The 16,509-nt window shown below is 43.2% G+C and carries 21 protein-coding genes; 7 read left to right on the forward strand and 14 right to left on the reverse strand.

Features of this window, described 5'->3' with window-relative positions:
• Window positions 1-65: 65 nt before the first annotated feature.
• Complete coding sequence (locus tag J2Z66_RS17410) at window positions 66-347, reverse strand: YuiB family protein (protein ID WP_209972722.1); 282 nt, start codon at window positions 345-347, stop codon at window positions 66-68.
• 256 nt (window positions 348-603) lie between these two features.
• Between J2Z66_RS17410 and hemQ the strand changes: the two genes are divergently transcribed.
• Window positions 604-1,350 carry a hydrogen peroxide-dependent heme synthase gene (gene hemQ / locus J2Z66_RS17415; RefSeq protein ID WP_209972723.1) on the forward strand — a complete coding sequence of 249 codons (747 nt, stop codon included), beginning with the start codon at window positions 604-606 and terminating at the stop codon, window positions 1,348-1,350.
• A 666-nt stretch (window positions 1,351-2,016) separates the two neighbouring features.
• On the opposite strand, the gene J2Z66_RS17420 is transcribed toward hemQ, so the two are convergent.
• Both J2Z66_RS17420 and J2Z66_RS17425 read right to left on the reverse strand, forming a co-directional pair.
• Window positions 2,017-2,298 (reverse strand): hypothetical protein, encoded by a 282-nt coding sequence (locus J2Z66_RS17420; protein WP_209972724.1) that lies wholly within the window; start codon window positions 2,296-2,298, stop codon window positions 2,017-2,019.
• 15 nt (window positions 2,299-2,313) lie between these two features.
• On the reverse strand, window positions 2,314-3,504 hold the full coding sequence (locus J2Z66_RS17425; RefSeq protein ID WP_209972725.1) for an NAD(P)/FAD-dependent oxidoreductase: 1,191 nt from the start codon (window positions 3,502-3,504) through the stop codon (window positions 2,314-2,316).
• Window positions 3,505-3,927: 423 nt separating this feature from the next.
• Here J2Z66_RS17425 and J2Z66_RS17430 point away from each other — a divergent pair, with 423 nt between their 5' ends.
• On the forward strand, window positions 3,928-4,929 hold the full coding sequence (locus tag J2Z66_RS17430; protein ID WP_209972726.1) for an NAD(P)/FAD-dependent oxidoreductase: 1,002 nt from the start codon (window positions 3,928-3,930) through the stop codon (window positions 4,927-4,929).
• 183 nt (window positions 4,930-5,112) lie between these two features.
• Here J2Z66_RS17430 and sda read toward each other — a convergent pair whose 3' ends face one another.
• On the reverse strand, window positions 5,113-5,268 hold the full coding sequence (sda, locus tag J2Z66_RS17435; RefSeq protein ID WP_209972778.1) for a sporulation histidine kinase inhibitor Sda: 156 nt from the start codon (window positions 5,266-5,268) through the stop codon (window positions 5,113-5,115).
• 366 nt (window positions 5,269-5,634) lie between these two features.
• Here sda and J2Z66_RS17440 point away from each other — a divergent pair, with 366 nt between their 5' ends.
• Entirely contained in the window at window positions 5,635-5,796 is a 162-nt protein-coding gene (locus tag J2Z66_RS17440) for a mechanosensitive ion channel protein MscL (RefSeq protein WP_209972727.1), read from the forward strand.
• A 237-nt stretch (window positions 5,797-6,033) separates the two neighbouring features.
• On the opposite strand, the gene erpA is transcribed toward J2Z66_RS17440, so the two are convergent.
• Both erpA and J2Z66_RS17450 read right to left on the reverse strand, forming a co-directional pair.
• Window positions 6,034-6,405, reverse strand: coding sequence for an iron-sulfur cluster insertion protein ErpA (erpA, locus tag J2Z66_RS17445; protein ID WP_209972728.1), 372 nt, complete (start codon window positions 6,403-6,405; stop codon window positions 6,034-6,036).
• 122 nt (window positions 6,406-6,527) lie between these two features.
• Window positions 6,528-6,704 carry an aspartyl-phosphate phosphatase Spo0E family protein gene (locus J2Z66_RS17450; protein WP_209972729.1) on the reverse strand — a complete coding sequence of 59 codons (177 nt, stop codon included), beginning with the start codon at window positions 6,702-6,704 and terminating at the stop codon, window positions 6,528-6,530.
• A 307-nt stretch (window positions 6,705-7,011) separates the two neighbouring features.
• Between J2Z66_RS17450 and mqnE the strand changes: the two genes are divergently transcribed.
• Window positions 7,012-8,112, forward strand: a complete 1,101-nt coding sequence (gene mqnE, locus J2Z66_RS17455) for an aminofutalosine synthase MqnE (protein WP_209972730.1) — start codon at window positions 7,012-7,014, stop codon at window positions 8,110-8,112.
• A 41-nt stretch (window positions 8,113-8,153) separates the two neighbouring features.
• The gene (locus J2Z66_RS17460) at window positions 8,154-9,218 is read left to right on the forward strand and encodes an NAD(P)/FAD-dependent oxidoreductase (protein ID WP_209972779.1); all 1,065 of its coding nucleotides are present in this window, start codon (window positions 8,154-8,156) and stop codon (window positions 9,216-9,218) included.
• Window positions 9,219-9,221: 3 nt separating this feature from the next.
• On the opposite strand, the gene J2Z66_RS17465 is transcribed toward J2Z66_RS17460, so the two are convergent.
• Both J2Z66_RS17465 and J2Z66_RS17470 read right to left on the reverse strand, forming a co-directional pair.
• Complete coding sequence (locus J2Z66_RS17465) at window positions 9,222-9,476, reverse strand: YuzB family protein (RefSeq protein WP_209972731.1); 255 nt, start codon at window positions 9,474-9,476, stop codon at window positions 9,222-9,224.
• Between the two features lie 550 nt (window positions 9,477-10,026).
• Window positions 10,027-10,131 carry a YjcZ family sporulation protein gene (locus J2Z66_RS17470; RefSeq protein WP_209972732.1) on the reverse strand — a complete coding sequence of 35 codons (105 nt, stop codon included), beginning with the start codon at window positions 10,129-10,131 and terminating at the stop codon, window positions 10,027-10,029.
• 186 nt (window positions 10,132-10,317) lie between these two features.
• Between J2Z66_RS17470 and J2Z66_RS17475 the strand changes: the two genes are divergently transcribed.
• Complete coding sequence (locus J2Z66_RS17475; protein WP_209972733.1) at window positions 10,318-10,563, forward strand: NifU family protein; 246 nt, start codon at window positions 10,318-10,320, stop codon at window positions 10,561-10,563.
• A gap of 120 nt (window positions 10,564-10,683) precedes the next feature.
• Entirely contained in the window at window positions 10,684-11,199 is a 516-nt protein-coding gene (locus J2Z66_RS17480; protein ID WP_209972734.1) for a hypothetical protein, read from the forward strand.
• Window positions 11,200-11,293: 94 nt separating this feature from the next.
• Here the strand turns inward: J2Z66_RS17480 and J2Z66_RS17485 are convergent, their stop codons facing one another.
• The 6 genes from J2Z66_RS17485 to J2Z66_RS17510 all read right to left on the reverse strand — a co-directional run bounded on the left by J2Z66_RS17485 (window position 11,294) and on the right by J2Z66_RS17510 (window position 16,494).
• Window positions 11,294-12,088, reverse strand: coding sequence for an SDR family oxidoreductase (locus tag J2Z66_RS17485; RefSeq protein WP_209972735.1), 795 nt, complete (start codon window positions 12,086-12,088; stop codon window positions 11,294-11,296).
• A gap of 6 nt (window positions 12,089-12,094) precedes the next feature.
• Window positions 12,095-12,802, reverse strand: a complete 708-nt coding sequence (locus tag J2Z66_RS17490) for a Cthe_2314 family HEPN domain-containing protein (RefSeq protein ID WP_209972736.1) — start codon at window positions 12,800-12,802, stop codon at window positions 12,095-12,097.
• A 29-nt stretch (window positions 12,803-12,831) separates the two neighbouring features.
• Complete coding sequence (locus J2Z66_RS17495; RefSeq protein ID WP_209972737.1) at window positions 12,832-13,770, reverse strand: DMT family transporter; 939 nt, start codon at window positions 13,768-13,770, stop codon at window positions 12,832-12,834.
• Window positions 13,767-14,048, reverse strand: a complete 282-nt coding sequence (locus J2Z66_RS17500) for a hypothetical protein (protein ID WP_209972738.1) — start codon at window positions 14,046-14,048, stop codon at window positions 13,767-13,769. The genes J2Z66_RS17495 and J2Z66_RS17500 overlap by 4 nt, the downstream gene beginning before the upstream one ends.
• Window positions 14,049-14,297: 249 nt before the next feature.
• A complete protein-coding gene (locus J2Z66_RS17505; protein WP_209972739.1) occupies window positions 14,298-15,293 on the reverse strand; it encodes a COX15/CtaA family protein in 996 nt (331 codons plus the stop codon).
• Between the two features lie 856 nt (window positions 15,294-16,149).
• On the reverse strand, window positions 16,150-16,494 hold the full coding sequence (locus J2Z66_RS17510; RefSeq protein WP_209972740.1) for a thioredoxin family protein: 345 nt from the start codon (window positions 16,492-16,494) through the stop codon (window positions 16,150-16,152).
• Window positions 16,495-16,509 lie beyond the last annotated feature (15 nt).

Genomic DNA, 16,509 nt, shown 5'->3' on the forward strand with positions numbered 1-16,509 from the left:
TTGCGGGAATTTTGAAGCTTCCCTTTTAGAGTGACCATTTTGAGCTGATATTACCAATCCCGTTATTAAAACATCTTAAATCCGCGAGTCCGCAGCGCTTTGATAGCTGAGCCGCTCAAAATAGCACCGATTAATCCACCTATAGCAGGAATATAATCCGCGTAGCTGTATTCAGTAAGATTATCGGTCAATGATCCCGCATTGCCCCAGTAAACGACAAAAACAATGACAACAGCAAAATACCCATAAATTGGAAACCAAGTGGTTTTCATCAGCATATTTAAAATAAAGCCAATTCCAAAAAATAGGACGAGCAGCAGCACCGTCACAATAACAAGTTGAATCACTCGTTTCATCCTCCCCGTAGAAAGCTGTCTGGCTTCAACGTTTCTATTTATAGTTCTTCTTATTATTGTAATGCACACCTTCACTAAGGTAAAGTGTACACAAATTGAACATTTATAAAGATACCCTTTCTTCTCAGCTTTCTTCTCTTGGACACCCATTGTTCATTTGCCCTTTTTTAGGGAATTGGATACAATGAATTGAAAAATGAAATGAAAAATGAATTCAAAAATGAAATGAAAAAGGAGTGACTTCGTCATGAGTGAAGCTGTACAAACACTGGAGGGCTGGTATGCTCTGCACGATTTTCGCTTAATAGACTGGATTGCTTGGAAAGCAGCCCCACCGGAACAGCGCAGACAAGCGCAGCAGGAGCTTAATTCTTTTCTGCAAGATTGGCAGCAAAAGGAGAACGATAAGCTTGGAAGCACAGCTGTTTACAGCATCGTTGGGCAAAAAGCGGACTTTGTTTTTATGCACCTGCGTGAAACCTTGGAAGAATTAAATGAGCTTGAGCATGCTTTTAATAAATCTGCCTTTGCTGATTTTACTATTCCTGTGTATTCCTATGTTTCTATAGTAGAGCTGAGCAGCTATTTGGCCAAGCCTGGAACAGACCCTATGCAGGATCCGGATCTCCTGGCCAGATTGAAGCCTATTTTGCCAAAAGCTAAGCATATCTGTTTCTATCCCATGAACAAAAAGCGTGAAGGCAACGATAACTGGTATATGCTTGGTGCTGATGAGCGCAAGACATTAATGCGCAGTCATGGTATGATCGGCCGCACCTATGCCGGTAAAGTGAAGCAAATCATTACCGGATCTGTCGGGCTGGACGACTGGGAGTGGGGAGTCACACTATTTGCTGAGGACGCTTTGCAATTCAAAAAGCTGGTATACGAAATGCGCTTTGACGAGGTAAGTGCCAAATATGGAGAATTTGGTGACTTCTATGTCGGCAATTTACTTGATGAATCTGGTTTTGGAAAGCTCCTTCGTCTCTAAAAAAACTATTTAGGCGTCCTTTGAGGTTCGTGTTCATGACGTAGGAGCATGGGGAGAGAATGGGTATGAGCTCCAACCGTTGTTGAAGTCGTGTTCCTTGATTAGATATGGGGGTAACAACACGACTTCAAAGACGGCCGCTACGCTTTTCCGCTCATACCCATTCCCTCTATCATTTGCTTAGACATGAACATACAAAACTCAAACGGACAGCCTATAAGGTTTTTTCTTGGGCGGAGGAGATTTTAGGAGATTTTAGGAGATTTTAGGAGATTTTGAAGATTTAAGGAGATTTCCTAGCGGCGCTGGCGCTCGGGATGAAGAGTTGCTAAGAGTTGCCACTTTTAACGATGTTTTTCATCTCTAAAAGCATGGGTCGCCTGCAAATACTTACTTTAACGATGAAAACCATCGTTAAAATCCTTTTTTTCGAGCAAGTGGGGCCCTCCGTCCTCTTTTAACGATGAAAATCATCGCTAAAGTGATGGTTGACTTGGAAGCACTTATTTTAACGATGTTTTTCATCGTTAAGTGAAGCACCTATATATAAAAAAGAAGCCCGCCTTGGATATCCAAGACGGGCTTCTTTTTTATTCGGCTTTTTTTGGTGATGGAGCTTTGCATTCGTCTGTATATCACGAAGAGGTCAAAGACAACCTGTTGTCTCTAGTCGTCCTCGTTATCCTCTTTCTCAATAGCAGCAAGCTCGGCTTCCATCTGGGCTTTGCGGGCCAAGTACGCTTCTGTATCGCGATCGCGCTGTCGTCCCTTTTCCTTGAGCCGTTCAATCGCGGGCAGAATCAGAATGTCGATTTCCTTCTGAATCGTGGGTACAAGATCGTACTTCCCTTCAGACTCCAGGAAATGCCCTACATCAATCAATGCATTATAACGATCTAATTCATCGCGGGTAAGCAATCCTCTAACTTGGACACTGCAGTGTCTCATAGGAAATTCTCCGTTCTAGAAACGACCTTTGCGAATTACGAGTGGAATACCTCCGATAATATAAAGGTATCTCATATCGACTATCTTCTTCATCATTGCAGCCGTGTTGCCCTTAAGCTTGCGTGAACCAACAACGCCAATAGCTTGTCTTTTACCCAGTGATGCCACAACCCCTTTGTTCGTAAACTTGAACGTTTTGGGCTCTGTATTACGGATTGAAGCTATTAAATTATAGGCACAAACCTCTCCTTGCTGGGTAGCAATTTGCGCTGTCGGAGGGAATGGTCTGCCTTCATCATTCATGACGATGGAGCAATCCCCGACGATATAAATATTGTCAAATTGCGGGGAACGCAAAAACTCGCTGACCTTAATTCTTCCACGCATCGTTTCGAAGCCTGCTTCATCCAGCATATGATTGCCGCGGATTCCGCCAGTCCATATAATCGTCCCTGCTTTGATGAATTCATCTCCGGCAACCAGCACGCCTTCTGGTGTACATTCCTTAATCGCAGTTCCAATTTTAAATGTAATGCCTTTCTTCTCAAGCACATCCATTGCATAAGCAACGAGCTCGGGATCAAATCCCGGTAAAGCCGTTGGGGCCGCTTCGATATTATATATTTTCACTAATTCCGGATCTACGTCGAACTCTTTGCAGAGTGCAGGAATACGATCGGCAAGCTCACCGATAAATTCAATACCGGTAAATCCGGCGCCGCCGATAACAAAAGTCAAATAATCCTTGCGATCCGGCTCACGCTTATATTTGGCAAACTGATATTCGATATGTTCGCGAATGAAACGGACGCTGTTAATGCTGCGAATGTTCAGGGCATGCTCCTTTAACCCTGGAATTCCGAAAGTTTCTGGCTCTCCGCCAAGTCCAACAACCAAGTAATCATAGGATAAAGTTCCATCCTCCAGAATAACCTTCTTCTCGTGCGGACGGATTTGGGTTACGGTCGATTTGACAAAATCAACTTTAAATTCATCAATCAGCTTTAAAATGTCTACTCGTGCATTCTCCGGCTTGTCCGTACCCGCTGCAGGCATGTGCAGATGGGTTGTGATATAATGGTAGTCATGCTTATTTACAAGCGTTACGTCAGCTTCATTATAATTAAGCTCTTTCTGCAGACGAATTGCTGTGACAATCCCACCATAACCTGCTCCTAAAATTACAATTCTTGGTATTCGACTCATGTCTCTCTCACTTCCATGTCCGTTTTTTGACTGCTTTAGCGCTCTTTAGCATTCTCTTTTTAATTTGTGAAAAAATACACAAACCGCTTCGAATATGAGTATTGCCAGTAGCTTACTCAAAAGCTTAGCAAATTATGAAGATCTCTATGCATATTGTCATAGTTATCAAAATTATTACAGTTATTAAAGATATCACAAGAAAAAACCAGTTCTCACCCAATCATATATAATATAAATATAAATATCAAGTTCTATTTTGGCTATAATAAGAGCTATAAGTGGCACTAAGTATAACTTATCGGACCTATAAGCTATTTATATAAGGAAATCGCAATTTTTCTATTTCATTCATAAAAATCTACGTTTATAATGGAATAATGATTATTTGGAAAGTCATGAGGAAATCGCAGAGGAGAGATTCAAGTGAGTGAGAGAGAAAGAGAAGAAGAAATACTGGATATTAGTATAATCGGGGGAGGCCCGGCAGGAATGTTCGCGGCTTTCTACGCCGGTATGCGTCAGGCTTCAGCGAGAATTATTGAGAGCATGCCTCAGCTCGGAGGGCAGCTAGCCGCGTTATATCCGGAGAAATATATTTATGATGTTGCCGGATTTCCAAAGGTAACCGCGCAGGAACTGGTCAACAATTTATTAGAGCAAATGAAGCATTTCCCCATCGATGTCCGGCTTGAGGAAAAAGTAGTTCAAGTAATTAAGAAGGAAGAGCGCTTGTTTGAAGTCATCACTGACAAACAAAGCCACTTCAGCCGTGCTGTTATTATTACTGGAGGTGTGGGCGCATTCGAGCCACGCAGACTTGAGCTTCCAGAAGCGGCGCAGTACGAGAAGAAGAACCTGCATTATTTCGTCAATGACCTGAATGCATTCGCTGGCAAGAAGGTATTAATCAGCGGGGGCGGGGATTCTGCGGTGGATTGGGCTTTAATGCTTGAACCCATAGCCGAGAAAGTAACCCTTATCCATCGCAGAGACAAATTCCGTGCCCACGAGCATAGTGTCGAGAACCTGATGAATTCAAAGGTGGAAATCATCACACCTACTGAAATTATCAAGCTTCACGGCAGTGATCAAATCGAGCAAATTACATTAAAGCACTGTAAAACCGGTGAAGAAACCATTCATGATGTGGATGCATGTATTATCAATTTCGGCTTCGTCTCCTCTCTCGGACCGATTGCCGAATGGGGCCTTCAAATTGAGAATGGATCGATTCAGGTTGATTCTCGTATGGAGACTAATGTGCCTGGTATTTTTGCAGCTGGTGATATTACAACCTATCCAGGAAAGCTGAAGCTTATTGCTGTAGGCTTTGGAGAAGCTCCGACTGCAATTAATAATGCCAAGGTATACATTGATCCAAAAGCCAAGCTGTCCCCAGGACATAGCAGCAACATGAAGTTCTAATATATGCAAAATAGAAAATTATAGGCAAACATATAAAAAAAATAAATCATATCCAATATCATAATGGTTCGTAATGTTCTGTATGGGGTATTCTAACTGACGTTGTAAGCGGCAGATGGAATACCCCTTAGTCTTTTTTATCTGTCCGGTTAGTTAGTTAGTCTTTTCAACAAAGGAGCAAGCTTAGTGTAAGTGAGCTTTTGATTTCTCTTGAATGACTAGGTTAAGCTTTCGCCTCTGTATCTCTGCAAGAAGCAAGTCGATAAAATCAATTTCCAGCTGTAACTCCACCGCTTGGTAGTAGGATTCAATCAAGGCTTCGTCACTCATTACCTTCATGCGAATCACCTTTTTTTCCTCAATTTGTAATTATATTATCATGGGAAAATAGATAGAACAATCACCCCATTGTCCACACTATAATGTGGATATCCTGTGCGCGGTATGTGCATAAGTACCCCAAACGTATACCGACACCTGTGGGTTTTGGGGATATAGTTATACACAAGCGTTTGAGAATGATAACCAATAAAAATAATTAATCACTATGCGTGCACTGAATCACAAAAGTAAACGGACAAACCTACATAAATAGACATCTTTAGACAAAAGTTCACAAAGTCGATACACAAATTTAATCACCATTTAATATTCGAAGCTTACAATGAGTTTAATAAATATGATTTCAGGAGTGAAAAATGAACTATGGTTGTTTACGATATCGTCCTTAATGGTGAAATTAAAGAAACTATTAAACCCCTTAGAAAGAGTCTCAAGGAAATTTATGCTTACATGCTTGAGCAAAGCAAACTGATGAAAGACAAGTATGGTGAAAATGTAAAAATTAAAGGTCGTATGGTTTATTGAGAAGCCAACTACAATTCTGTTTCTTTAGTTGGATCTCCTACTGCGCCGCGCCGAACAGGCTGAAAAAAATCAATACTAAAATAAAAATACGCCACCTTACGGAATGTGGATTCGATTCCTGTGAGATGGCGTATTTATTTTATTTTACAAAGAAAAACCCTCCTCAGCACCGATAACGATTTCGCTATCATCTACCAAGAAAGGTTGTTATCCGTTAATCCTGATCTATACTAAACATTAAACCTCGACTTTATCGTCACATTTCTCCGGGGCGCCCTCTTCGTCTTTCACTTTAAAAGAGGAACCACAGCCACAAGAAGCTACCGCGTTCGGATTATTGATCGTGAAGCCTCCACCCATGCCAGAATCCTTGTAGTCAATCTCCACTCCGAACAAATACTTGGAGCTGTCTTCGTCAACGACTACCTTGAGGCTATGAATGTCAAATACTTTATCTTCATTCTTCTGCTCATCGTCAAATCCCATGCCGTAAGAAAAGCCGCTGCATCCGCCAGCATTCACGCTTAAACGCAGGAAGAGAGCGGGATTTTCTTCAGCTGAGATTAGCTCTTTAATCTTATCTGCTGCTGATTCGCTGATTGTGATCATTTAGGTACCCTCCTATCGAGATCATTTGAAACCTACTTTTAATTATACTCCTAAACCCTTTAATGCTCAAGGGGCGCGAGTATGTTAGAATTTCAATGGAAGGGAACCTGTCTCCATTTCATTCAGAAGGTATGGATCTCATAGTATTGAACGATCAGATCATCAAGCTGGCTGCTGCACAGCTGAACATCGGGATGGAGAAAACCCAAATGACTCCCTAGATGTACCATCCGGTTTCTTAAATGTTCGATTTCTGTACTGAGCCTTTTTTTTGAATTCAGAACCTCTGTCGACTTCACTTTTATCTCACCTTTTGTTCATCAATCTCACAATGATTTAGTATACAGGAATATGCCACAAATGGAAATATTTTTTCTTAAGATTGATCCAGGTGTTGCAGTTTTGTAACTTTTACACAATAATCAAGTTTGATGTATTGCCCCACCCCAAGGGTAGGTTTATAATGGTATGGATGTGCTTCGCTTTCCACTAACCTGGTAGAGCTGAATTTCTATGGCTGCACGCGGCCAATACTGTGTCCTATTTCATTTATTCCCTATAACCATGACTCATAATTAAAATAACAAAAAGAGGAGGCACGCACCCATGAGCGTCATCATAAGCACTCCAGACAAGCGAATGGCGGAAATTGCTGACAAGGTAGAGAACGGGCAGCGGTTGTCGCTGGAGGATGGATTATTTCTGTATCAATCCGAAGATTTATTAACGATTGGCCAATTGGCAAACAAAGTAAATCTCCGTATGAATGGCAAAAAAGTTTATTTTATCGAAAATATGAGCCTTTATTTCACAAATGTTTGTGAAGCGCACTGTGCATTCTGCCATTTCCGCAGAGATCCCGGCGAAGAAGGAGCCTACACACTCTCCCCTGATGAAATGATAGCATATGTGGAGAAGCATTATCACCCCGCTATGCGTGAGTTCCATATTACAGGCGGCCATAATACCGAAGTTCCATTCGAATATTACGTAGACTCAATCAAAGCTTTGAAGAAGCATTATCCCAACGTTACAATCAAGGCTCATACGGCTGCTGAAATTGAATTTTTCTCAAGGATTAGCGGCTTAAGCTACAAAGAAGTTCTACAAACCTTGATTGATGCAGGTCTTGATACACTTACCGGCGGTGGAGCCGAAATTCTTTCGGAGCGTTACCGGAAAAAGATGGGTGTCGGCAAAGCGACAACTGACCAATGGCTGGAAGTTCAGCGAGTTGCCCACTCTATGGGTATCCGCACGCACGCAACGATGCTGTATGGATCTATCGAAACCCTTGAAGAACGTATTCAGCATATGATCTATCTTCGTGAGCTGCAGGATGAGACTAACGGCTTTTTGGTGTTTATTCCTAACGCTGTTCAGCCAGCCAGTGTGAATGCAGGAATTAAACGGAGAGTTGCTGCTTTTGACGATTTGAAAACTATAGCGATCAGCCGCCTTATGGTGGATAATATTCAGCATATTAAAGCATACTTCATCAACCTTGGAACACAGCTTGCTCAGATAGCTTTGACATTTGGCGCATCCGATGCTCACGGAACCATTGTGCAGGAGCGCATTTCACATGCAGCAGGGGCTTTATCCCCGGAAGGCCTGACACGTGATGAGCTGATCTGGTTGATTAAGGGTGCGGACCGCATTCCGGTTGAGCGCGATACTTTTTATAATGAAATCCATGTGTATTAGAGATAATATGATTACTTATCGTTAGAAGGGACTTATGTTTGATGAAAAAATTTGTCATTCTCGGAGGAGGTTATGGGGGGTTAACCATTGCCACTCAATTACTGGAGCATGGTGTGCCGGAAGATACGGAGATTTACCTCGTTGACCGGATGCCCTTTCAAGGATTAAAGACAGAATATTATGCACTAGCTTCCGGCACCATCGCAGAAACTCATATCCGCATCAATTACCCTGTTGATCCACGGCTTCAAATGGCTTACGGAGAAGTTGAAGCGGTCGATCTGGAGAAGAAGCTGATCCAGTTTGCGAACAGGGAGCCGCTCGAGTACGATTGGCTGGTTATTGGCCTTGGCTGTGTCGACAAGTACCATGATATTATTGGCGCTGAGGCTTATTCCAATAGTATCCAAACCTTCTCGCAAACTCGTGCTACTTATCAAAAAGTGAATGATGTAGCGCCGTACGGCCAGATTTCCATCATTGGTGGAGGACTAAGCGGCGTTGAGATGGTGTCAGAGCTGCGGGAAAGCAGACCTGACCTGAACATCCGGCTTATTGACCGCGGACCAAGCCTTCTATCCGGCTTTCCGGGAAACCTGCAAAAGTATGTGCGGGAATGGATGGAACATCACCAAATTGAGCTGAGATCCTTAGTTTCCCTGTCTCGTATTGAGGGCGGCGATCTGTATAACCAGAATGAAATTATTCGTACAGATGTTACCATTTGGACGGCAGGTATTCAGCCAAGCCCTATAATTCAAGCCCTGAATGTAGAGAAGGATCCACAAGGACGGGTAATCATCAATCAATTCCATCAAATACCGACCTACACAGATGTCTATGTTGTTGGCGATTGTGCCAGCTTACCCTTCTCACCAAGTGCTCAAGCTGCTGAAGCTCAAGGCAAACAGATTGCTGAAGTTATGCTTTCGATCTGGGAGGGAGAAACCCCGCGGCTTGGTAAAATAAAGCTCAAAGGGGTCCTAGGTTCATTAGGCAAAAAATCCGGCTTCGGTATTATGGGCAAGCGCACGGTAATGACCGGCAAAATAGCGCGAGCGCTCAAAAGTGGTGTACTTTGGATGTCCAAAAGACATTTCGGGTAATCGTTATTCTCCCAGGAGATCGTACATCGCTTCGATCTCCTTAATTTTAGCGATAATATGTTCATACAATCCTTCTGCAGAAGCTGCATTCACTATTTCTCCGTTAAGCAGTGCATATGGCTCCATATAGCATTGACCGCAATTCCCCAGGCAGCCATACTCAATCACATCATAATCCGGGTCTTCCTCCAGCTGTTTCATAACTTTATCCGTGCCGTGATGCATATTGCTTGCGCAAAATTCTATAATCGGTCGCATGTAAAAAATCCACCTTAAGTAAGAGTCTATATCGTAGAATCTTTATTTTTTATGTTAGTATCTCATATTTTCTGCAATTTACATAGTCTCTTGAGGAAAGGCGTCTTGTGGCGTTCTTTGATGTTTGTTTTCCTTACAATTTTCCGGGAAGGAGGAAATGAACGATGGGTTCCACCGCTGTTAAAGATGGATTCCCTGAATTTAGGCTAGCAGCGGAAGGAATCCATCTTTAAATGCGGAAGCTACCGCTCTCCACCCCATCGTCCATTTCCTCTTTCAACCTACTGAGTAGGAACCCTTCTACCTCAAACGAACAGCCATCAGACGTCTGCTTTGTGAAGGAGAGGATAGTGAATGCCGGGAGTCTTGCTAATGAAAAAAATGCAGCCGAAGGTATCCCTTCTAGCTGCATTTTAATTTACTGCACATGGCTACTCATTTCTACTCATTGCTATCATTGCTATCATTGCTATCATTGCTGCTTATCCCTGCTTATCGCTACTAATTGCTGATCATTTGCTGTTGATTGAACGTTTGTAAAGTAATTAGATTACCAAGCAAATGCCACAGAGATAATTACTAGAAGGATAAAAAGAACCAATATAGAAGCGGTATTGTTAAAGCCACCAATGCCAACGCCTGCTGCTAAACCCATTTTTACGCACCCCTTTCACTTCGGAAAAGTTCTTATCTCCTTATCATACGTAGACTGGACTTTTTATGACTGGTCATCCGCACAGATGCATGGCCCAAGTTAGCAATTCCTGTTTAAGACGGTGGAATACGGACTTTATAATTTTTCATTAATGTATTATAATAAATAAGAAAGGAGATGATTCAAATGACTGAGAGCACACAATCTTCTGTTTACGACGAAGTTCTTGAAGTTCTTGATAAGCTTCGCCCTTTTCTGCAGCGTGATGGCGGCGACGTCGAGCTTGTTGATGTCGAAGACGGCATCGTAAAGTTGAAATTGGTGGGTGCCTGCGGCAGCTGCCCAAGTTCGACCATTACACTGAAAGCCGGTATTGAACGTGCATTATTGGAAGAAGTGGAAGGTATTGAGGAAGTAGTGCAGGTATTTTAAGATATAAATAGTTAAGAAGGGCTTGCCGCTAAGGCAGGCTCTTTTTGCTGCTCGTATAGTTTGGCAGTAATGTGAAACACTATGCTGTAAAGAATTCAAGAAAGAAGAGGGTGTATGCTTATGCTGAAGCAAGTTAGTGCAAGAATTCTCGCTTTAAAAGGAATTATCGGCAGCCTCCCGTTAGGAACAGACAACGAAGAAATTGGACAAATTGAAAACTCGCTAAATCAAATACTGTTAAGCATGTCCATCTTTGAAAATCCCGACCTTCCCGATGAAGACAAGCGCAGCGCCATTGCCAGTATACGTGGACAAATTCAGCAGATCAATCAAAGACTGAAGGAACTACAAACATCGACTGCAGCTGAATACAGAAAAAGAGTCGGCAGCAAAAAAGCAAGCTTCGAGGCATTATCGGAGGTAAAGCAGCGGCAGGAGAATGCAGCAGCCTATGAGAGCCGCAGCACCTTTCATGCACTTATGAAAATGAGCGACATACTCAGCCTTTTTCAAACCCTGCTTATGGATCTTAGCGGTAAGCTGGAAAAAAGCATGCAAGCAGCCCAATTCTCTACACCCGTTCACCATGATACTAGCTTTGACCGCGATCCAGCAGCTTCTACTTTAAACCCCTAAGCACTAAGTATCTAAATACCTAATACCTAATCACCTAATAAACTAAGCCCCTTGAAATAAATCAGCATAACAAAAAAAGCAGCGAAGGAAGGATTTATTCCTTTCGCTGCTTCAAGGATGGAAGAGTTTGTATAGGATCAAGTCCGCCTGATATATCCATAATGTTACCTGTAATAAAATCAGAATCAGTTTGACATAAGAATGCAATCACTCTGGCAACATCCTCCCCGGTGCCCGGACGGCCAATGGGAGTCTCCAGATCTACTTCTGTTCGGGCTTCGTTAATGGTACGTTCTTTATGTTCTCCCCGGATATCTCCCGGACAAATCATATTTACAGTAATGCCGCTTGAAGCTTCCTCTTCAGCTAATGTTTTAGTAAAAGAAACAAGTCCGACCTTCGCCGCCGCGTAGGCAGCCCGATGCATCCAGCCTCTAGCCTCAGAAGCTTTGCCGAAACCAAAATGGATGATGCGTCCCCACTTCTTTTTACGCATCATCGGTATGACCAGACTATCGAGCTCCATAACACCCAGCATATTTCCACGGGTAATGTACTCTATTTGATCAAAATCATAGTCAGCAAACGTTTTTCTTTCCCTCACGAAAGGACCTGCGTTATTGATTAAAATATCTATATCTCCTAATTCGCTGTGCACTTCGTCTACGATGCGAACAATATCCTCACGTCTGGAAATGTCCCCTTGAACAGCCATGCTGGCAACACCGAGCTGCTTAATATCTTCAACCAGCGCAAGCGCTTCTGCCTCGCTTTTCACATAATTGACCACAATGTTGCAGCCCTGCTTTGCCAGCATTATAGCAGTCATTTTCCCTAGGCCTTTTGCGCTTCCGGTTATGAGTGCCGTCTTTTGCCCTTGTTGTACCATGGCCTCCTACTCCTTTGCCAGTCTGGCGGTAATATAAGTAAATACCACAACGAGCGTTCGGCAAACCATTTCAAACCCTGTATGAATATCCTGTACGTTCCTCGCTGCACTCTCCACATGGATCCGCCTGCTTGCCACGGGCTCCCGCAAATTGAGATCATCCAGCATCTCCGCATTTATGAAATGAGTTTCTGTGTTGCGTTGATTGCGAAGCCGGTCGAGTGGTTTACTGGATTCAACCTTCAGCTTATAAAGCTGCTGTTCCAGTTCAGCATAATCGTTCCGTTCACGGAGCCTGCGAAGCACTGTAAAATAGGAAAACCGCGGCTTCATTTCTTCCGTTCTCAAATTTAGCAGCTCATCCAGGAAATACCCCAGCTTGTCCAGAATAGAGAAGACTCGGAGGAAGGTATTTTTATAAAAATATACAAATCTTCGATAGTCGTTAAGCTCTTCAACATTCATATCCTCTAGAAACTGGCTGTGGATCCGCTTGGCATAGTTCTCGCTGCAATAGTGACTCTGCTCCAGCTCATTCAAAGCATCCAGGAAGCCTTGGCTCCAGATAGCTAAACGATGGTGTTTATTAGCATTACCTTGTGAAGCTTCTGCTTTTTTCTGTGAAGCAGCTATGTAGGTGCGAACAGCGTTGCCAGCTTCCAGCATAAGCCCTGAGTCCGTTCGAGGCGGCTCTTGAAACAGAAATCGAAGCATTCGTTCACTCCTTTACAAATAGACAATTACTACTCGCTTGGCATCGATTTGCGGATGTCCTGCATCCGGTCACGCTGTACCAAATACATCGCTGTCAGAACACCCACCCCACCTAAACACTGAAAAAGAGTGATGGTCTCGTTAATCATTAGAATACCTGCAACTGCTGCGCTTATCGGCAGCAAATACCCATACACAGAAGCTTTGAACGGCCCTATACGCGCCAGACTCCAGTTATGTAAGGTAAACCCTATAGCGGTGGCAAAAACAGCCGTATAGCCAAGGCTGAGCCAGCCAACATACGTGATCCCTGAGAGATAAGCAGCGTCCATCTTCCATATCACGAAAGGAAGCAAGGATAAGGCTCCTGCAGTCATTTCCAATGAAAGGAGCAGAATAATCGGATATTTAATCACCAATCGATTCATGCCGATCAAATATACAGCTCCAAGCAGGCTGCGAAACAGCAGCAGCAGGTCCCCCCGCATCGTATCGGTTCCCAGATGGAAACCCGAAGCCCCTGAGGAAACAATCAGGATCACACTGATAAAAGCGAGAGGAATCCCTAAAGCAACTCTCCAGGTAATCCGCATTTGACGGGCTGATAAAGCAATAATAACCGTAAGAATCGGCATAAAGCCTCTGCCCAGCACAGCCGCATTGGCCGCTGAGGAGAATTGCAGAGAATACTGCAGCAATGATTCCATACCAATCGCAGTAAGCACACCCAGACCGCTGATCAGAAGGAGATCCTTTTTCGCTATCCACAGTTTTAAAGAGCGGGATCTGTAATAGAAGTAAGTATACACCCATAGAAAAGGAATAATACTAGCGAACCGAATACCGTTAAAAACTAACGCATCCCATTCGCCCCCTCCTACTTTCATGGAGATGATGTTAATTCCCCAAAGTATGTAGACAAGAATAAATCCCAAATGCGGCAATAACCTGCTTAGCAAGGGATTCATTGAAAGCATTCCTTCCTTCGCCTGTCCACAAGACTTACGGCATCCTCATGGTCGAAAAAAGAGGGAGCCAGTTCAGGCTCAAGCACATAGACAGTTCCTGAGGCAACCAGGCAGCCTCTACTATAAGCGCCGGGTCTTTGGGTCTCTTGCAGCTTTTTGTCCGTATAAGCACGCTGCAGCTCTCTTACAGGAGTATCTATGCCAAGGAGCATAAACTTAAAACAGTCTATAAGCTTGTCCCCTGTGTAATAAAGCTTATTATGTGAGGTCAACCTCATGGTAATGGAAGCCTCCGCCCTTATGTATTTGCCCTCCAGTATAAAGTATATACCTCTTGGACGGATCATCGTGGTCATACGGCAGCAGAATGAGCACTTACATCCTGCCAGTATGTAAGCGTTGGCAGTTCCAATTGGCGACCGGAAACCGTGGACTAGGAAAGAACTGCCCCTGCATTCACAAAGAGCAGCCCCGGTCCCTGTTAATCCTTATACAACCTTATACATTCTTATACAACCTTTAAAACCTTATATTTTCGAAGTATCGCGTTTATCGTAATAAAAAGTTAGAACACATAAATAACTTAGCATCCCGAACAAGCATGCAATAATAACTGCATGAATCATTCCTGTCAACAAATACAGCAGTTCATCACCAATGGCCCAAGTAACAATCGCACCGCTAATAATTTGGGTCAAAACAAGTATCAGCGTCCATTTGCTGCCCTGAACCCATCTGTCCGAATAATCCGTACTTTTTTTGGATATCAGGAACAGTGTTAATATACAGATGAATAGCAGCAAAGCAGCAACTCGATGCGTAAATACGATCCCGGTAGCACCGCTTATTTCAGGAATGATCTGACCATTGCAAAGCGGCCAACCTGCACATCCGCCTGAAGATTCTGAGTGCCGCACAAACGCTCCCAGGTAGACGACAACATAACAAAATACCGCAGTCCCCCACACCATGATCCGAAATCCACCCGTTATTGACCCTGATTTTACTGGTTGAGCTGTAGACTTTAAGTTGCCGAAGCTTAGGGGGAGCTTCTTCTCGGAAATAGCCTCTAATCCATAGGGACTGGCATACCCTCCCCATTTCGTAAACACCAAGGCTAAAAGCAAGGTGCATGCGAAGGCCAGTAGAGATAATCCGAAATGAAGCGCCAATATGGTTGCCGATTGTGGACTGTTAACGGCCATAGCTCCCATAATAGCTTGAATAATTGTAAAAAGCACAGCCCCTGTAACGAACAATTTTGCATCTTTGCGTTTCACATATCGAAAAACGAGTATGATTGTAGCCATCAGCAGCAATGTAACCACACCTACTACTAAACGATGACTGTATTCAATGAATGAGGAGATGGTGTATGCAGGTATAAATTTGCCGTTACATAACGGCCAATCGTCGCCACAACCTCTGCCTGAGTCGGTCTTTGTCACCAAAGCTCCCATAATGAGTATGAGAAACATGCCGATCGCGGACCAATTTGCTAATTGTTTCACTCTCTGCTGCATCCTTGCACCTACTTCTACGTTGAAAATAAGGTATATTCTTTCTGTACCATATTTCATTATAGCTGTAATCGACAGTCAAATCCATTCGCAAATGTTACAAAGGTTTGAAACACATGTCCTCTTATTAAGAAAGAGGCCTAACCCAAATGGATAGCCAGTAAGTTTTTTCTCTTGATTGAAGAGATTTTCTATTGCGCGCATGCGTTTGGGTGAATGAGCGAGCTGAGCTGCTTCTTTAACGATGTTTTTCATCGCTAAAAGGACCTAGGCACCTCAACATCCTTACTTTAACAATGAAAAACATCGTTAAAACCACTTTTAGGCACCCACAGGGGCCATCCGGCCTCTTTTAACGATGAAAATCATCATTAACGTGACGGATTAGCCGGAAACCCATACTTTAACGATGAAAAACATCGTTAAGTCTAGCACACTCTCAATTTTGGGGAGGCGGGCTCTAACTCCGAGGCTACTTCTACATGGCTGCTAGGGGATTGCTCTTACCCCAGAAATTAAACTACTTGTGTGAATTGGGTGCGTTGCAGAGCGCAGATCAATCAATGCCAAACGGCCTGCCACCAGATGTCTGCTCTCTGAACCAAAGGGATAAGGACTTTCTAGCGTGTATTAAAAATAAAAACTGCTCAAAACAAAAAAACTGTCCCCAGGATCTCTTCAGACTTTTAGGGACAGCTCCGTATGTTTCTGCTTCTCATTTACTTCTCATTTACTTTCCGCTACCTTTGACTAATTCTCACAACTTCTCACTACTTCTTCCTACTTTTGCCTACTTCCGCCTACTTTTGCCTACTTCTCTTCGCTACTTTTACTACTTTACTACTTTTACCACTACTTCTTACTTAGCCATAGCCTTTGACACTGCTACCGCACGATCCAGAAATTGTTCAATTTCTTCACGAGTCTTGCGAAGTTTACTTACGAAACGAACCAGCTCCTGCCCTTCGCGAAAAGCAATAAAGCTGGGGATTCCAAGGATGTTAAGCTGCTCACAGAGATCAGGAACCTCATCACGGTCAAGCTCTATGAAGGTAATTTGGTCCGCATAGGTCTTCTCGATATCTGGCATAAATGGCTCTATATAATGACAGTCCTTACACCATGTCGTTTTGAAAATAGCTATGGTCGTCCGCGGCTGAGCAATCATTTCTTGAAAATCTTGCTCATTTGAAATTTTTTTCATGGCGATCACCTCTTT

Origin of the sequence: Paenibacillus eucommiae, assembly GCF_017874215.1 — a bacterium.
GTDB classification, from domain to species: domain Bacteria; phylum Bacillota; class Bacilli; order Paenibacillales; family NBRC-103111; genus Paenibacillus_AI; species Paenibacillus_AI eucommiae.

What these genes read in the sequence shown, in the direction of transcription:
- J2Z66_RS17505 (WP_209972739.1), bottom strand. Translation starts at nt 15,293, where the DNA reads ATGCAGCAGAGAGTGAAACAATTAGCAAATTGGTCCGCGATCGGCATG.
- J2Z66_RS17470 (WP_209972732.1), bottom strand. Translation starts at nt 10,131, where the DNA reads ATGGGTTTAGCAGCAGGCGTTGGCATTGGTGGCTTTAACAATACCGCT.
- sda (WP_209972778.1), bottom strand. Translation starts at nt 5,268, where the DNA reads ATGAAGGTAATGAGTGACGAAGCCTTGATTGAATCCTACTACCAAGCG.
- J2Z66_RS17490 (WP_209972736.1), bottom strand. Translation starts at nt 12,802, where the DNA reads ATGCTTCGATTTCTGTTTCAAGAGCCGCCTCGAACGGACTCAGGGCTT.
- erpA (WP_209972728.1), bottom strand. Translation starts at nt 6,405, where the DNA reads ATGATCACAATCAGCGAATCAGCAGCAGATAAGATTAAAGAGCTAATC.
- J2Z66_RS17485 (WP_209972735.1), bottom strand. Translation starts at nt 12,088, where the DNA reads ATGGTACAACAAGGGCAAAAGACGGCACTCATAACCGGAAGCGCAAAA.
- J2Z66_RS17500 (WP_209972738.1), bottom strand. Translation starts at nt 14,048, where the DNA reads ATGAGGTTGACCTCACATAATAAGCTTTATTACACAGGGGACAAGCTT.
- J2Z66_RS17440 (WP_209972727.1), top strand. Translation starts at nt 5,635, where the DNA reads ATGGTTGTTTACGATATCGTCCTTAATGGTGAAATTAAAGAAACTATT.
- J2Z66_RS17475 (WP_209972733.1), top strand. Translation starts at nt 10,318, where the DNA reads ATGACTGAGAGCACACAATCTTCTGTTTACGACGAAGTTCTTGAAGTT.
- hemQ (WP_209972723.1), top strand. Translation starts at nt 604, where the DNA reads ATGAGTGAAGCTGTACAAACACTGGAGGGCTGGTATGCTCTGCACGAT.
- J2Z66_RS17510 (WP_209972740.1), bottom strand. Translation starts at nt 16,494, where the DNA reads ATGAAAAAAATTTCAAATGAGCAAGATTTTCAAGAAATGATTGCTCAG.
- mqnE (WP_209972730.1), top strand. Translation starts at nt 7,012, where the DNA reads ATGAGCGTCATCATAAGCACTCCAGACAAGCGAATGGCGGAAATTGCT.
- J2Z66_RS17465 (WP_209972731.1), bottom strand. Translation starts at nt 9,476, where the DNA reads ATGCGACCGATTATAGAATTTTGCGCAAGCAATATGCATCACGGCACG.
- J2Z66_RS17480 (WP_209972734.1), top strand. Translation starts at nt 10,684, where the DNA reads ATGCTGAAGCAAGTTAGTGCAAGAATTCTCGCTTTAAAAGGAATTATC.
- J2Z66_RS17495 (WP_209972737.1), bottom strand. Translation starts at nt 13,770, where the DNA reads ATGAATCCCTTGCTAAGCAGGTTATTGCCGCATTTGGGATTTATTCTT.
- J2Z66_RS17425 (WP_209972725.1), bottom strand. Translation starts at nt 3,504, where the DNA reads ATGAGTCGAATACCAAGAATTGTAATTTTAGGAGCAGGTTATGGTGGG.
- J2Z66_RS17420 (WP_209972724.1), bottom strand. Translation starts at nt 2,298, where the DNA reads ATGAGACACTGCAGTGTCCAAGTTAGAGGATTGCTTACCCGCGATGAA.
- J2Z66_RS17460 (WP_209972779.1), top strand. Translation starts at nt 8,154, where the DNA reads ATGAAAAAATTTGTCATTCTCGGAGGAGGTTATGGGGGGTTAACCATT.